Consider the following 14,027-nt stretch of genomic DNA (forward strand, 5'->3'; position numbering starts at 1 on the left):
ATCAGGGCGGGTGGAGCTGGGCGCGCGCCCCCCCCGGCTGGCCCCCCCCCCCCCCCGGGGGGGGGTGGTTGGCGACACCGGGGGGTGTCCACCACACGCCCCCCCGGCGAGGCGCCGCCCACCGCAGGCCCGGCCTGCGCCGTCACCGGCGACGACACCGCCACCGGTGGCGGCGGCCAGAGCACCTCGCCGTCCCGGGCCACCGTCATGCCGCGCACGACGACGTCGTCGGGGTCGAGCACGAGGCGACCGTCGCGCTCGGGCGTGCCGAGCTGGACCAGGTTGGCGACCGCCGTGCCGAGCAGCTCGGAGGTGTGCCGCGGCATGCGGTCGGGCAGGTCGGTGTACCCGAGGACCACCACCCCGTTCGCGCTGACCACCCGCGCGCCGGGCACGGTGAGCTCGCAGTTGCCGCCGCCGGGCGCCGCGAGGTCCACGATCACGCTGCCGGGCCGCATGGCCGCAACCATCTCGGCGGTGATCGTGGTGGGCGCCGTCCCGCGCACCAGCGCCGTCGTGATGACGATGTCGGCGGCCGCCGTCTCGACGCCGTACGCGCGCAGCGCCGCCGCCTCCTGGTCCGCGGTGAGCGCCGAGGCGTACCCGTCGGCGCTGACCTGCTGCGCGGCGTCGTCGGCCCGGACCACAGTGGCGCCCATGGACTCGATCTGCTCCGCGACCTCGGGCCGGACGTCGAAGGCGCGCACCTGCGCGCCGAGGCTGCCGGCCGCGCCGATGGCCGCGAGCCCGGCAACGCCCGCGCCGATCACGAAGACGTTCGCGGGCGGGGTGGTACCGGCCGCCGTGACCTGGCCGGAGAACATGCCGCCGAACTCGGCCGCCGCCTCGACGACCGCCCGGTACCCCGCCACGTTAGACAGCGCGCTCAGCACGTCGAGCGACTGCGCCCGGGAGATGCGCGGCACGGCGTCCAGGGCGAGGGCGGTGACGCCGCGGTTGGCGAGCGCGCGCACCAGCTCCGGCCGGGCGGCGGGGGCGATCTGGGCGATCAGCACCGCACCGATCCGTAGCCCGTCCGGGCCTCGCGCGCCCGGCCGCAGCCCCGCCGGGCCGGGCTCGCCGAGCGAGTCGGGCGCCCGGGTGACGGCCACGACGTCGGCGGCCCAGGCCACGGCGTCGGGCACGACGACAGCGCCCGCCGCCGCGTACGCCGCGTCGGGGAAGCCCGCCCCCGCGCCGGCCCCTGTCGCGACGGCGACGTCGTAGCCGAGGCCGACCAGCCGGGCGGTGGTCGTCGGGGTGGCGGGCACGAGCGGCCCGCCGTCGTCCGGTATGCCGATGCGCATGTGACCCTCCTCGCTCACGTGCGCAACCTACCCCGTGCCACCCACGCTCCGGGCACTACCCGGCCGCTGCGCCGAGCCCTGTGCCGAGCTTTGTGCGGCGTCCTATGCCGAGTCGACAGACGGCGGGAACGTGACCGGGAGGCTCACCGGCTGGCGGATCCACAGCGACTGGTCCCAGGTGACGTCGGACGCCGGGATCCTGAGCACGACGTCGAGCCGGCGCAGGATCACCTCGACCGCGATCCGCGCGATCACGCGCGCCGTGCGCGGTGCCGGGCACGCGTGCGGGCCGGTGCCGAACGACACGTGGGCCCGGCTGCCGACGTGGTCCCAGGGGTCGCCGGTGTCCATGCGCGGGTCGGTGTTCGCAGCGTGGACCGCCAGGACGAGCGGGTCCCCGGCGGCGATGAGCTTGCCGTCCAGCATGATGTCCTGGCGCGCGAACCGCGGCAGGGTGTTGATCGTCGGGGTGGAGCGCCACAGCACCTCGTCCATGGCGTTGTCCAGGTCGAGGCGGCCGCCGTGCAGCCGCCCCGAGAACCGCGAGTCCGTGAGCGTGAGCAGCAGGGTCTGCGCCACCCACGCCGTCAGCGTCAGGTTCCCCGAGTAGGCGACGACCAGCAGGGTGTGGACCACCTCGGTGTCGTCACGCATGTTCGGGTGCGCAACCAGCGAGCTCGCGAGGTCCCGCTGCGGGCGCTCCCGGCGGAGGGCCACGAGGTCGCCGAGCATCCGGTCGACCTCGGCCACCGCGGGAGCGGCGTCGGTCCCGCCGCCCGCCACCCGGCGGGTCAGGTCGAACAGGCGCTGCCCGTCCTCGGGGTCGAACCCGATCATGTCGGCGACCACGAGGAACGGGATCACCGACGCGTACTCCAGCATCAGGTCCGCCCTGCCGCGGTCCTCGAAGCGGTCGATGAGGAGGTTGCAGAACGAGCGGACCTTGGCCGCCGTCATGCTCTCGGAGAGCTGTTCGAAGGCGTCGTCGAGGGGCTCGCGCAGGCGCTGCCGCAGGGCACCGTCGGTGTGGTTCGCGGCGTAGCGCTGGTGCGACGTGAAGACCGGCCGCAGACCCGACGTCGCGGGCAGGCCGCCGCGCTCGTGCCCGTTCCACGTCCGGGGGTTGGTCGCGAAGACGTGCTCGTTGCGCATGACGTCGTAGACCAGCCGCTGTCCCATGACGAGCCAGGCGGGCACCCCGGGCTCCAGCTCGACGGGGGCGACCTCGCCCCACTCGCTCTCGAGCTCGTCGTAGAACACGCGCGGGTCCGGCATCGCCGACGCCTGCACCAGCGGCCTCAGGTTCGTGACGCTGTCGAGCCGCACAGGCCTGGTGCCCGGCCAGGGACGGTCCTGCGTGCTGCGCATGTCGTCGAGCAACGTGTCAGGCCCTCTCGGGGTGGTGTCCCGGGCCGGGCGACGGGCCGAGAGCCCGGTGGATGCTTGCCCGGTATCACCCAGTTCAGGTAAATTCATACATCCGCCGTATCTGTGCAGTCATCTTCGATCGCCCAGGGTGAACTTACCCGTGTTGCCACCCTGTATCGTGACCTCTTCGCAACCCGTGGCTACGATGTCCGCGAGGGCACACACACTGTTGCACCCTCGAACCACCCTGTCGAGACCCATTCGCGCAGTACCACGGTCGAAATAACTGTCGGCACCACCGACGAGCAAGGGGGGCACGTGACTTTGTACGCCGAGCGGGAACGCCCGGACGACCTCGTGCAGAGCGTCACGCGCGCCCTCCGCGTTCTCGAGGTCGTCACACGCTCCCCGGGTCTTCCCGTCAAGGCCATCGCCCGCCGCAGCGGCCTCAATCTCTCCACCACCTACCACCTGGTGCGCACGCTCGCCTACGAGGGCTACGTGACGCGGCTCAAGAACGGCACGTACGACGTCGGCGAGCAGGTGAGCATCCGGTTCTACGAGCAGCTCGGCTCGCTCGGCCGCGGCGCCGGCACGCGCGAGGTGCTGAGCCACCTCGCCCAGAGCACCGGCTACAGCGCCTACCTGGGCCGCATCAGCGCCGGCCGCGTGGTCGTCGTCGACTACGCGGAGGCCCCCGGCTCGCCGTACCTCGAGGACCTGGAGCGCGGGCTGGACGTGTCCGCCCACGCCACTGCGCTCGGCAAGGCCCTGCTGCTCGGCGTCTCCCGTCGGGAGCGGCACGAGCTCGTGATCGACGCCGGGATGCGCAAGTTCACCGCGCGCACCACCCCGGACCTGGCGGTGCTCGACGCGCAGCTCGCCCGCCTGCGGCCCGACTCCGTGGTCGAGGAGCACGGCGAGTTCCGCGACGACATCACCTGTGCCGCGTACCTCGTCCCCCGCAAGGACGGCGAGGTCACCTGGGCGGTCGGGCTCAGCATCCCGGGCGAGGTCGTGCCGCAGCAGGCCCGCCGCGAGCTGAGCCTCGTAGCGGGAGACCTCACGACGATCTGACCGGGCGGGTCAACCGGGCGGCCGGCCCGCGGGCACGTGCGCGCCCTCGCAGAGCGTCGGCGCCTCACGGCGCGCCTCGATCGTCACGAACAACGGTCCGACCCGCTCGCCGTCCGCATACGCGACCAGACCTGCCAGGGCCTCCAGGGGGATCTCGGACCTGCGTAGTGTCGTGACGTCCGGCCGCTCGAGGCAAACAGGCGCGCAGCCGGTCCTGCGCGATGTCAGGGGCGGGCGATAGTCTCTTCGCATGACAGTCGACCCGCACGGCCATGACGCACATGGTGAGGATTCAGACCGGAAGCGATTCGGTCTGCGCGCCTACGTGACGCGCCAGTTTGCGGGATTCGACGATCGCCCGACGATGGACGCCCTAGCGAAGCAAGCAGATGCTCGCCGGGCACATGGAGCAGCGCTCGACGGTACAGCGCTCGTCGATGTTCTGCGTGAAGCGAGGGACGAGGACGAGGCTGGACAGTGGCGCACTCGGACGGTCTGATCGTCGTACACAACGCCGTGATCGAACTCTTCCCGACGTCCGGCGCACGCAGCCAGCATTAGTTCGGACGTCACGCCGGGACGCAGAGCGTCAGCGACTCTCGGTGCGCCTCGACGGTCACCGGCAGCGGCCCCACGAGCTCGCCGTCGGCGTACGCCACCAGCCCCGCCGGTGCCTCCAGCCGGACGGCGGACGCCCGCAGCGTCGTGACCTCCGGCCGCTCGACATGCGTACCTGCCTTGATCAGCGGGTCGAACGCGAGGATCTTGAACCGGCCGACGGCCTGCACCAGGGTGACGTCGAGCAGCCCGTCCGCGGGGTCGGCGCCCGGGCAGATCGGCACGCCGCCGCCGTAGTACCTGGTGAGCCCGATCGCGAGCATGTACCCGTCCTGCTCCAGCGCCGGCGCGCCCGTCGGGAGCAGCCGGTACCCGAACTTCCGCAGCCGCAGCCACTCCAGGTAGACGGCCACCTGGTACCGCGCAGGGCCGGTGGGCCACGTCATGCGGTTGGTGCGCTCGTTGGTCAGGGAGTCCAGGCCCGCGCACAGCACCGTGACGAAGTGGCGCACCGTGCCGTCGTCGGCGGTGATGGTGCCCGTGTCGACGCGGCGGCGGGCGCCGTCGAGCGCGACGTCGGCGGCGGCAGCGGCGTCGTCCAGGGGGATGCCGTGCTCGCGCGCGAGGTCGTTGCCCGTGCCGCCGGGGATCACCGCCAAGGGGACGCCGGACTCCAGCACGGGCGCCAGCACCGACGAGACCGTGCCGTCGCCGCCCACCACGACGAGCACGTCGGGGCCCTCGTCGACCGCCCGCCGGGCGAGCGCTACCGTCTCGGCCTCGCTGCTCCCCTGATAGACCCGGACGTCGGCGCCCCGGGCCCGCAGCCGGTCGATCGCGACCTGCCCGCTGTCGGCGCCGGTACCGCGCCCCGAGACGGGGTTCACGAGCACCGCGATGTGCCCGCCCCCACCTGACTGCTCCGTCATGCCCGAAACCTACCCGACCACCGTGACTTGGCTGTGAACGCGATCGTTTCGCCTAAAACGGGCTGGTAGTGACAACGATCGCGCCCACAGCCAGGTCAGGGGCGGGGGATCAGGGCGGTCGGGTTCATGATTCCGGCCGGGTCCAGCTCGGCCTGGACCGCCCGGAGCATGCGGATGCCGGCCGAGCCGATCTCGTGCTCCAGCCAGGGCGCGTGGTCCGTGCCGACCCCGTGGTGGTGGCTGATGGTGCCGCCCGCCGCCATGATCGTGTCGTTCACCTGGGACTTCACGCGCCCCCACGGCTCGAGTGGCTCAGGTCCGAGCCCGGCGATCACCGTGAAGTACAGCGACGCGCCCGTCGGGTACACGTGCGAGATGTGGCACAGGATCCGGTTCTTCGCCCGCTCCTCGGCGAATCCGCGCGCCAGCGCCGTGGTGACCGCCGCCTTCAGCGCGTGCAGGTTCGACCAGGTGGTGGCCGTCTCCAGCGTCTCGCAAAAGACGCCGTGGGCGAGCAGCGCGTCGCGCAGGTACGGCGCCTTGAACCGGCCGTGGTCCCAGGCGGCGGCCAGCTTGGCGTCGGCCTGCTCGCCGCCCGCCTCCCGCAGCACCCGGGTCGTCGCCTCGCGGCGCGCCGGCGTCAGGTCGGCGGGTCCCTCGTGCAGCACGACGGCGGAGCAGCCCCTGGTCAGCGCCCGGCCGATGCTGCCGACCTGGGCCAGGGAGACGGCGGTCTCCTCCTCGTCGGACAGGCGGATCACCGTGGGCCCCGTGCCGAGCTGCGCCACGCGGCGCAGCGCGTCCGCGCCCGCGGCGAAGCTGCGAAAGGTCCACGCGTCGAACAGCCGCGCCTCCGGGGCGGGATGCACGCGCAGGCGCAGCCGGGTGGTCACGCCGAACGTGCCCTCCGAGCCGAGGAACCACCGCACCAGGTCGGGGCCCGCCGCCGAGCCGGGCGCCCGGCCCAGGTCGAGCGCGCCCGTCGGCGTCACGGCCCGCAGGCCGGTGACCATGGCGTCGAACCGCCCGTACCCGGCGGAGCTCTGGCCGGACGAGCGCATGGCGGCGAACCCGCCGAGCGTCGCGAACTCGAAGCTCTGGGGAAAGTGCCCCAGCTCGAAGCCCCGCTCCGCCAGGAGCGTCTCGGCGGCGGGCGCCGTCGTGCCCGCCAGGAAGGTCGCCTCCTGGTCGACGTCGTCGAACGCGACCAGCCCGGTCAGCCGACGCAGGTCCAGGCTGACCACGCCCCGGTGCGGCCCGGCGTCGGGCGCCAGGCCGCCGGTCACGGCGGTGCCACCGCCGAACGGCACTACCGCGAGGCCGCGCTCGCCCGCGACGGCGAGCACCGCCGCCACCTCGCCCTCCGTCCCTGGCAGCACGACGGCGCCCGGCGCCACCTGCTCGGCCTCCCGGCGGCGCAGCAGGTCCGGCGTGGACTTCCCGCCGGCGTGCAGCAGGCGCACGTCGTGGCCGGCATCGACGTGTGCCTCGCCGACCGCCTCGGCCAGCGCGTCCAGGTCGGCGTCGGCCAGGGGCGGGGTGCTGATCCTGACGTCGGCGAGGCGCGGGATGCGGGGCGCCTTCGGCACGCGGCCGAGCACGGCCGTGAGCAGCAGCTTCACGCCGCCCGGGAGCCCGTGCGCCCTGGCCGGGTCGCCCCAGCCGTCCCAGCGCATGTCGATGCGCTCGTTCTCCGGCAGCGTGCTCACGGATCCTCCTGTCGGGTCGCGGTCGGATCGTGCGGTGACGCGCGTTACAGTTTGACACATCATGACAATCCGTAACGCACCCGCCGAGGACCAGAGCCCGCCGTCGGGCGGCCAGGACGGCGCCGACCACGTCGAGCGCCGCCTGCTCGACGCCGCCTCCGAGATCGTCGCCACCCGCGGCACCCGCGGCCTCTCGGTCACGGAGCTCGCCCGGGCCGCCGGCGTCTCCCGCCCCACGGTGTACCGCCGCTGGGAGTCCGCCGACGACGTCCTGCGGGCCCTCATCGCGCACCGCATGCAGCAGGTGATCACCGCCGTCGGCCCGCGGGCCGCCGACCGCGCCGCCATCGTCGACAAGGTGGTCCGGTTCGGCGAGCTGTTTGACGCCGACCCCGTGTTCGGGCGCCTCCTGGACACCGAGCCCGAGGTCTTCACGCGCTACGCGTTCCAGCGGATCGGGCGGTCGCAGCGGGTCATTCTCGAGTGGCTCGCCGCCAACATCCTGGCCGCCCAGCGGGGCGGCACGGTCCGGGCCGGGTCCGCCACGGACCTGGCGGTCATGGTCCTGCTCATCTCCCAGTCCGCCGTGCTCTCCCACAAGACCGTCACGACGGTGATCGAGGCCGACGCCCTGCATACCGAGCTGACGCACGCCCTCGACGGCTACCTCCGCCCCTGACCCGGACCGCCCGCCCCGCGGCGTCCGCCGACGGACGCCCCCGCCGGGGCGTCCCCCACCGGAAGCAGGACCGATGCAGCGCACCGCCCTCACCGCCCGACGCCGCGCCCGCGAGCTCGACGAGCTCGCTTCCGAGTCCTTCGACCTGCTCGTGGTCGGCGGCGGCGTGACCGGCACGGGCGTCGCGCTCGACGCCGCCGCGCGCGGCCTGTCCGTGGCCCTGGTCGAGGCGCGCGACCTCGCGTGGGGCACGTCCCGGTGGAGCTCCAAGCTGGTGCACGGCGGCCTGCGGTACCTGGCCACGGGCGACGTCGGCGTGGCCCGCGAGAGCGCACGAGAGCGGCACGTCCTGATGACCCGCACCGCGCCGCACCTGGTCCGGGCGCTGCCGCAGGTGCTGCCGCTCACCCCGGGCGTGGGGCACCGGCAGGGCATCACAACGGGCATCGGGCTCGGCCTCGGGGACCTGCTGCGGCGCGACGCCGGGACGCCGTCCCTGGTGCTGCCCGCGCCGCGCCTCGCCCGGCGGGGCGAGGCCGCGCGGCTCGTGCCGGCGCTGGCCCGCGAGCACGTGCACGGCGCGTGGATCGCGCACGACGGCCAGCTCGTGGACGACGCCCGGCTCGTCGTCGCGCTGGCCCGCACCGCGGCGGGACGCGGGGCGAAGATCCTGACCCGCGTCCGGGCCACCGACCTGCGCGCGGACGGCGCGACGCTCCAGGACGCGCTGACCGGCGCGAGCCTGACCGTGCAGGCCCGCGTGGTCGTGAACGCCACGGGCGTGTGGGCCGGGACGGTGGACCCGTCGGTGCGGCTGCGGCCCAGCCGCGGCACGCACGTGGTGGTGCCCGCCGCGCGGCTGGGCAACCCGACGGGCGCCCTCATGGTGCCCGTGCCGGGCTCCGGCTCGCGGTACGTGTTCGCGCTGCCGGCGCAGCTCGGGCGCGTGGTCATCGGCCTGACCGACGAGGAGGCGCCCGGCGCCGTCCCCGACGTGCCCGTGCCCACGCGGCCCGAGATCGAGTTCCTGCTGGCGACCGTCTCCGGCATGCTGGACCGCCCCCTGCTGCCCGACGACGTCGTGGGCGCCTTCGCGGGGCTGCGCCCCCTCGTGGACTCGGCCGGGTCGGGCGACGAGGCGTCCGCCGACGTCTCGCGCAAGCACCTGGTGGCGGTGTCGCCGTCGACCGGCGCGGTGAACGTGCTGGGCGGCAAGCTGACCACGTACCGGGCCATGGCCGAGGACGCGGTGGACCTGGCCGTCGAGCACGCCGGGCTCACCGCCGGCCCGTGCTGGACGACCGACCTGCCGCTGGTCGGGGCACCTCCGCTGGGCGCCTCCCCGCTGGTCGAGCCCGTCGAGACCCCGTCGGCCGCCAGGGTCTCGACAGGCTCGACCGGCGAGGGCGGGAGCCCGCTCGTCGCCCGGTACGGCACCGAAGCCGCTCAGGTGCTGGCCGCTGCGACGCTGCCGGGCTCCGCGGCCGCCGTCGGGCAGGGCATCGCGGACGCCGGGCACCTGGACATCACGCGCGCGGAGATCGAGTGGGCCGTGACGCACGAGGGCGCGCTGGACGCGGACGACGTGCTGGACCGCCGCACCCGCATCGGCCTGGTGCCCGCCGACCGCGCGGCGGTCCACGACGTCGTGCAGGAACTGGTCGCGGAAGCCCTCGCCCGCCTCTGATCCGCAAGGCTCTGAACGGCCGGGCCGCCCGGTGTTCGGGACGTGCGGGTCCTGGTGCACCGTCGATCCGATGCCGTGCCCGCCGAGCTCGGTGTTGATCGGGTACCGCGAAGGCGTCGCCTGGGAGGCGAAAAACGTCCCACATGTTGGCCGACTTTCCCGATCGAACTCGTCTGCTTTACTTTGCTCTCACTGCAGGGGGAAGTTGCCCGCGACTCGGCGGGGTGAAGAGAGGCATCACCATGAAGAAGCTCAAGCCGACGGCTTATCTCGCTGCGGGTACCGCTGCGCTCCTGATGCTCACCACCGCCTGCACCAGCGCATCCGGCGGCACGGGCGGCGGCGGCGAGGTCATCAACATCGTCGGGTTCGCCGTCCCCGAGGCGGCCAACCAGGCCATCGCCGCCAAGTTCCAGGAGACCGAGGCCGGGAAGGGCGTCACGTTCTCCGGCTCGTACGGCGCCTCGGGCGACCAGAGCCGCAAGGTCGAGGCCGGAGCCGACGCCGACTACGTGCACTTCTCGCTCGAGCCGGACATCACCCGTCTGGTGGACGCGGGCCTCGTCGCGGACGACTGGAACGCGGGCCCGACCAAGGGCATCGTCTCGGACTCCGTCGTCGTGCTGGTGGTCCCCGAGGGCAACCCCAAGGGCATCAAGGGCTGGGACGACCTGGCCCGCGACGACGTCAAGGTGATCACCGCCGACCCTGCCAGCTCCGGCTCCGCCAAGTGGAACGTCCTGGCGGCCTACAGCCAGGCGATCGCCGAGGGCAAGTCGGAGGACGAGGCGCTCGACTACCTGACCAAGCTCTTCGGGAACGTCTCGCAGTGGGCCGGCAGCGGCCGCGAGGCGACCGAGGCGTTCGACAAGGGCGTGGGCGACGTGCTGATCACCTACGAGAACGAGGCGATCCTGGCGCGCCAGAGCGGCAAGGCGTATGACTACATCGTGCCGGACGACACGTTCCTGATCGAGAACCCGGGCGCCGTCCTCAAGGACGCCACCCCGGCCGCCAAGCCGTGGCTGGACTTCGTCCTGAGCAAGGAGGGCCAGACGGAGTTCGTGAAGAAGGGCTTCCGGCCCGTCATCGACGGTCTGGACGACGTCGAGGTCGAGGGCGCGAACGACCCGGCCGACCCGTTCCCCACCCCGACCAACCTCGGCACCGTCGAGGACCTCGGCGGCTGGTCCGAGATCAACGCCAAGTGGTTCGACGACGGCGCCCTGTTCTCCCAGCTCTACGACGAGGCCACCCAGAAGTGACCGTGGCCGCCCCGACCGTGACGGGACCGGCGCGCACGCGCCGGTCCCGTCCGGCCAGCACCCTCACCGCGGCATCGGGCCTGGGGCTCGGTGTCGCGGTGCTCTGGCTCAGCATCCTCGTGCTGATCCCGCTGATCGCCGTCGTCGTCGCCGCCCTGGAGGGCGGTGTCGGTACGTTCTGGGCGGCCCTCACCGATCCGCAGACGTTCGCCGCGCTCCGGCTAACCGTCCTCGAGGCGTTCGGGGTCACGGCGCTCAACGTCGTCATCGGCACGCTCATCGCCTGGGTGCTCGTCCGCGACGAGTTCCCCGGCAAACGGGTCCTGGACGTCGTGATCGACATCCCGTTCGCCCTGCCGACGATCGTGGCCGGCCTGGTGCTGCTCAGCCTGTACGGACCCAACAGCCCGGTCGGGATCAACCTCGTCAACACCCGGCAGGGAATCTTCCTCGCGCTGGCCTTCGTGACGCTGCCCTTCGTGGTCCGCACGGTGCAGCCCGTGCTGCTCGAGCTCGACGTCGACGCGGAGGAGGCCGCCGCGTCCCTGGGCGCCGGGCGGCTGACGACCTTCCGCCGGATCATCCTGCCCAGCCTCCTGCCCGCGATCACCGCCGGCGCCTCGCTGGCGTTCGCCCGCGCGATCAGCGAGTTCGGCTCCCTCGTGCTGATCTCCGGCAACACGCCGTACGAGACCGAGGTCGCCTCGCTCAAGATCCTCAAGTTCATCGAGGGTGACAACCAGGCGCAGGCGGCTGCCGTGGCGACCCTGCTCCTGCTGGTGGCCGTCGTCGTCATCGTCGCGCTCGACCTGATCTCCCGGAGGGTGGCCCGCCGTGGCTGACCAGAACCGCACCCGGACCCAGCGCGGGCCGGTCACCCGCGTGCTGCGCTTCGTCGTGATCGCCTACGTGTTCGTGCTCGTGGTCTGGCCGGTCTCCGTGGTCGTCCAGCGCACGTTCGCGCCGGTGAACGGCCAGGAGGGCGGCTTCGGCGCCTTCGTCGCCCGGCTCTCGGACCCTGCCGTGGTGTACGCGTTCAGCCTCACCGCGACCATCACCTTCTGGGCGGTCCTGATCAACACGGTGTTCGGCGTCGGGGTCTCCCTGCTGCTGGTGCGCTACCGGTTCCCCGGCCGGCGCGTCCTGTCCGTGCTGGTCGACCTGCCGATGTCGGTCTCGCCGGTCGTGGTCGGCCTTGCGCTCGTCCTGGCCTACAGCACCGGGTCGGGCTGGTTCGGCGAGGCCCTGGCCTCGGTCGGCATCCCGATCATCTTCTCCACGCCGGGCCTCATCATGGCGACGGCGTTCATCAGCCTGCCCTTCGTGATCCGCGAGGTGGTGCCGGTGCTCGAGGAGATCGGAACGGAGGCCGAGCAGGCCGCTCTCAGCCTCGGCGCCTCGGCGTGGCAGACCTTCTGGCGCATCACCGTGCCGAGCATCAGGTCGGCCGTGCTCTACGGCGTCGTCCTGAGCATTGCCCGCTCGCTGGGCGAGTTCGGCGCAGTCAAGGTCGTCAGCCAGGGCGCGGCCTTCAACGGCGAGACGGCGACCCTTCTCATCCAGAACCGCTACGGGAACTTCGACGAGTCGACGGCGTACGCCGCGGCCTTCGTGCTCGTGGTGGCCGCCGTCCTCGCGATCGTCGTCGTGAACCTGATCCGCAAGCCAGAAGGAACGAAATGAGCATCGAGATCCGCGGCGTCGCCAAGCACTACGGCGACTTCACCGCGCTCGAAGACATCGACCTGAGCATCCCCACCGGTCAGCTGACCGCGCTGCTCGGCCCCAGCGGCGGCGGGAAGTCCACGCTGCTGCGCATCGTCGCGGGGCTGGAGTCCGCCGACTCCGGCACCGTCGAGATCGAGGGCACCGAGGCGACGCACCTGCCCGCGCAGAAGCGCAACGTCGGCTTCGTCTTCCAGCACTACGCGGTCTTCAAGCACCTCACGGTGGCGCGCAACGTCGCCTTCGGCCTGGAGATCCGCAACCGGCCCAAGGCGGAGATCAAGGAGCGGGTCGCCGAGCTCCTCGAGCTGGTGCACCTGTCGCAGTTCGCCGACCGGCTGCCCGCGCAGCTGTCCGGCGGCCAGCGCCAGCGCATGGCGCTCGCCCGTGCCCTGGCCGTGGAGCCGAAGGTGCTGCTGCTCGACGAGCCGTTCGGCGCCCTGGACGCCAAGGTCCGCAAGGAGCTGCGCGACTGGCTGCGCCGGCTGCACGACGACGTGCACGTCACCACGGTCTTCGTCACCCACGACCAGGAGGAGGCCCTCGAGGTCGCCGACAAGATCGTGGTGATCAACCAGGGCCGGATCGAGCAGATCGGCACCCCCGACGAGCTGTACGACGAGCCCGCCAACGACTTCGTCGCCGGGTTCCTCGGGCCGGTCACCGAGCTCGACGGGCAGCTCGTCCGCCCGCACGACATCGACGTGCACCGGGAGGCCGTACCCGGCGCCGTCGTCGGCAGCGTCGCCCGGGTCCTACGGGTCGGGTTCGAGGTCCGGCTGACCGTCCTGCCCGACGGCGGCGCGCCCGCCGCGCGTCCGGTCCAGGTCACCCTGACCCGCGGGCACGCCCGGGACCTCGTCGCCGGGACCAAGGTCTGGCTGACGCCGGCCGACCGTTCGTAGCGGGGCGCGCAGCACCGACAGCGCGACCATGCAGGCGATGAACCCGAGCAGCCAGCCGCCGGGGATGTCGCTCAGCCAGTGGTAGTCGAGCCACGACATGAGCGCGCCCGCGATGATCACGATCGTCGCGATGACCGGGATCATCGTGCGCAGCCGGGCGACGCTCGGATGGAGCCCGTTCTGGGTGAACAGCAGGCAGAGGATGAAGAAGCCGGTGAAGAACGTGTTCGCCGCGTGCCCCGAGGGGAACGCCTGGCCGCCGGCGTGCAGCACGTCCATGTTGTGATGCGGGCCGGTGCGCCCGAGGCCGAACTTGGTGGCGTAGCCGATCGCCGCGATGGTCGCGAGGCCCGCCACCACGGCCAGCACCGGCCGCCGCGTGCCGAGGTTCCACAGCGAGCCGGGGCCGCCCTGTCGTCGCGCCACGTAGAGGGCGGTGCCGCCCACCATCGGGATGGTGAACATGCGCTCGCCGGTGATGCTGGCGACGATGTCGAGGAAGGTCTTCTCCCACCCCACGGGGTGGTGGGAGTCCACGTAGTAGTGGAACTGCCAGTCCCAGGCGATGAACGGGCCGCGGACGACGACCTGCCAGATGCAGAGCGCGAACACCAGGGCAGCGATGACCGCCGCGATCACGGAGCTGCGCCACGTGGGACGGGTCGACGGGTCGAGCAGGGCCTCGGCTGACTGTGACTCCACGCGCGTTGCACACCTGCCCTCTGATTGCGCCATCGAGCCGATCCTACGGGTTTCAGGGTGAATGTTCGGTACCATAAATGTGTCCAGCAGGGGCTGTGCGTAACGATCTTGGTACG

The 14,027-nt window shown here is 72.7% G+C and carries 13 protein-coding genes and 2 pseudogenes; 8 read left to right on the plus strand and 7 right to left on the minus strand.

The window, feature by feature from the left end:
- Both ACFT2C_RS14385 and ACFT2C_RS14390 read right to left on the minus strand, forming a co-directional pair.
- Positions 1 to 1,307 (minus strand): Re/Si-specific NAD(P)(+) transhydrogenase subunit alpha (locus tag ACFT2C_RS14385; protein ID WP_377207738.1); only part of this gene is annotated, 1,307 nt, incomplete at its 3' end.
- A 102-nt stretch (positions 1,308 to 1,409) separates the two neighbouring features.
- Entirely contained in the window at positions 1,410 to 2,675 is a 1,266-nt protein-coding gene (locus ACFT2C_RS14390) for a cytochrome P450 (RefSeq protein WP_377207739.1), read from the minus strand.
- A gap of 318 nt (positions 2,676 to 2,993) precedes the next feature.
- Here ACFT2C_RS14390 and ACFT2C_RS14395 point away from each other — a divergent pair, with 318 nt between their 5' ends.
- The gene (locus ACFT2C_RS14395; RefSeq protein ID WP_377207740.1) at positions 2,994 to 3,752 is read left to right on the plus strand and encodes an IclR family transcriptional regulator; all 759 of its coding nucleotides are present in this window, start codon (positions 2,994 to 2,996) and stop codon (positions 3,750 to 3,752) included.
- A 9-nt stretch (positions 3,753 to 3,761) separates the two neighbouring features.
- Here ACFT2C_RS14395 and ACFT2C_RS14400 read toward each other — a convergent pair whose 3' ends face one another.
- On the minus strand, positions 3,762 to 4,004 hold the full coding sequence (locus tag ACFT2C_RS14400) for a hypothetical protein (protein ID WP_377207741.1): 243 nt from the start codon (positions 4,002 to 4,004) through the stop codon (positions 3,762 to 3,764).
- Here ACFT2C_RS14400 and ACFT2C_RS14405 point away from each other — a divergent pair.
- Entirely contained in the window at positions 4,003 to 4,251 is a 249-nt protein-coding gene (locus ACFT2C_RS14405; protein WP_377207742.1) for a hypothetical protein, read from the plus strand. The two genes, ACFT2C_RS14400 and ACFT2C_RS14405, sit on opposite strands and share 2 nt — an antisense overlap.
- 70 nt (positions 4,252 to 4,321) lie before the next feature.
- Here ACFT2C_RS14405 and ACFT2C_RS14410 read toward each other — a convergent pair whose 3' ends face one another.
- Both ACFT2C_RS14410 and ACFT2C_RS14415 read right to left on the minus strand, forming a co-directional pair.
- Entirely contained in the window at positions 4,322 to 5,239 is a 918-nt protein-coding gene (locus ACFT2C_RS14410) for a diacylglycerol kinase (protein ID WP_377207743.1), read from the minus strand.
- 95 nt (positions 5,240 to 5,334) lie between these two features.
- Positions 5,335 to 6,948 carry an FAD-binding oxidoreductase gene (locus ACFT2C_RS14415; protein WP_377207744.1) on the minus strand — a complete coding sequence of 538 codons (1,614 nt, stop codon included), beginning with the start codon at positions 6,946 to 6,948 and terminating at the stop codon, positions 5,335 to 5,337.
- 61 nt (positions 6,949 to 7,009) lie between these two features.
- On the opposite strand from ACFT2C_RS14415, the gene ACFT2C_RS14420 reads away from it, so the two are divergent.
- Both ACFT2C_RS14420 and ACFT2C_RS14425 read left to right on the plus strand, forming a co-directional pair.
- Positions 7,010 to 7,627 carry a TetR/AcrR family transcriptional regulator gene (locus ACFT2C_RS14420; protein WP_377207745.1) on the plus strand — a complete coding sequence of 206 codons (618 nt, stop codon included), beginning with the start codon at positions 7,010 to 7,012 and terminating at the stop codon, positions 7,625 to 7,627.
- A 73-nt stretch (positions 7,628 to 7,700) separates the two neighbouring features.
- Positions 7,701 to 9,314, plus strand: coding sequence for a glycerol-3-phosphate dehydrogenase/oxidase (locus tag ACFT2C_RS14425; protein WP_377207746.1), 1,614 nt, complete (start codon positions 7,701 to 7,703; stop codon positions 9,312 to 9,314).
- 15 nt (positions 9,315 to 9,329) lie between these two features.
- On the opposite strand, the pseudogene ACFT2C_RS14430 reads toward ACFT2C_RS14425, so the two are convergent.
- A pseudogene (locus tag ACFT2C_RS14430) lies at positions 9,330 to 9,419 on the minus strand (type I methionyl aminopeptidase); the annotation flags it as partial.
- Between the two features lie 137 nt (positions 9,420 to 9,556).
- Between ACFT2C_RS14430 and ACFT2C_RS14435 the strand changes: the two are divergent.
- From ACFT2C_RS14435 to ACFT2C_RS14450, 4 genes are read left to right on the plus strand one after another with little or no spacing between them, the layout of a single operon-like run.
- Positions 9,557 to 10,579 carry an extracellular solute-binding protein gene (locus tag ACFT2C_RS14435; RefSeq protein ID WP_377207747.1) on the plus strand — a complete coding sequence of 341 codons (1,023 nt, stop codon included), beginning with the start codon at positions 9,557 to 9,559 and terminating at the stop codon, positions 10,577 to 10,579.
- Positions 10,580 to 10,581: 2 nt separating this feature from the next.
- Positions 10,582 to 11,421, plus strand: coding sequence for a sulfate ABC transporter permease subunit CysT (cysT, locus tag ACFT2C_RS14440; RefSeq protein ID WP_377207748.1), 840 nt, complete (start codon positions 10,582 to 10,584; stop codon positions 11,419 to 11,421).
- Entirely contained in the window at positions 11,414 to 12,262 is an 849-nt protein-coding gene (locus ACFT2C_RS14445) for a sulfate ABC transporter permease subunit (RefSeq protein WP_377207749.1), read from the plus strand. The genes cysT and ACFT2C_RS14445 overlap by 8 nt, the downstream gene beginning before the upstream one ends.
- Positions 12,259 to 13,209, plus strand: coding sequence for a sulfate/molybdate ABC transporter ATP-binding protein (locus ACFT2C_RS14450; RefSeq protein ID WP_377207750.1), 951 nt, complete (start codon positions 12,259 to 12,261; stop codon positions 13,207 to 13,209). The genes ACFT2C_RS14445 and ACFT2C_RS14450 overlap by 4 nt, the downstream gene beginning before the upstream one ends.
- Positions 13,210 to 13,281: 72 nt before the next feature.
- Here ACFT2C_RS14450 and ACFT2C_RS14455 read toward each other — a convergent pair.
- A pseudogene (locus ACFT2C_RS14455) lies at positions 13,282 to 13,986 on the minus strand (hypothetical protein); the annotation flags it as partial.
- Between the last annotated feature and the right edge of the window lie 41 nt (positions 13,987 to 14,027).

It is taken from the genome of Promicromonospora sp. NPDC057138, assembly GCF_042670845.1.
Taxonomy (GTDB): Bacteria; Actinomycetota; Actinomycetes; order Actinomycetales; family Cellulomonadaceae; genus Promicromonospora.

Excerpts from the sequence above, each read along its gene's own strand:
- ACFT2C_RS14390 (WP_377207739.1), bottom strand. The coding sequence starts at position 2,675 with ATGCGCAGCACGCAGGACCGTCCCTGGCCGGGCACCAGGCCTGTGCGG.
- ACFT2C_RS14405 (WP_377207742.1), top strand. The coding sequence starts at position 4,003 with ATGACAGTCGACCCGCACGGCCATGACGCACATGGTGAGGATTCAGAC.
- ACFT2C_RS14400 (WP_377207741.1), bottom strand. The coding sequence starts at position 4,004 with ATGCGAAGAGACTATCGCCCGCCCCTGACATCGCGCAGGACCGGCTGC.
- ACFT2C_RS14410 (WP_377207743.1), bottom strand. The coding sequence starts at position 5,239 with ATGACGGAGCAGTCAGGTGGGGGCGGGCACATCGCGGTGCTCGTGAAC.
- ACFT2C_RS14420 (WP_377207745.1), top strand. The coding sequence starts at position 7,010 with ATGACAATCCGTAACGCACCCGCCGAGGACCAGAGCCCGCCGTCGGGC.
- ACFT2C_RS14425 (WP_377207746.1), top strand. The coding sequence starts at position 7,701 with ATGCAGCGCACCGCCCTCACCGCCCGACGCCGCGCCCGCGAGCTCGAC.
- ACFT2C_RS14435 (WP_377207747.1), top strand. The coding sequence starts at position 9,557 with ATGAAGAAGCTCAAGCCGACGGCTTATCTCGCTGCGGGTACCGCTGCG.
- ACFT2C_RS14450 (WP_377207750.1), top strand. The coding sequence starts at position 12,259 with ATGAGCATCGAGATCCGCGGCGTCGCCAAGCACTACGGCGACTTCACC.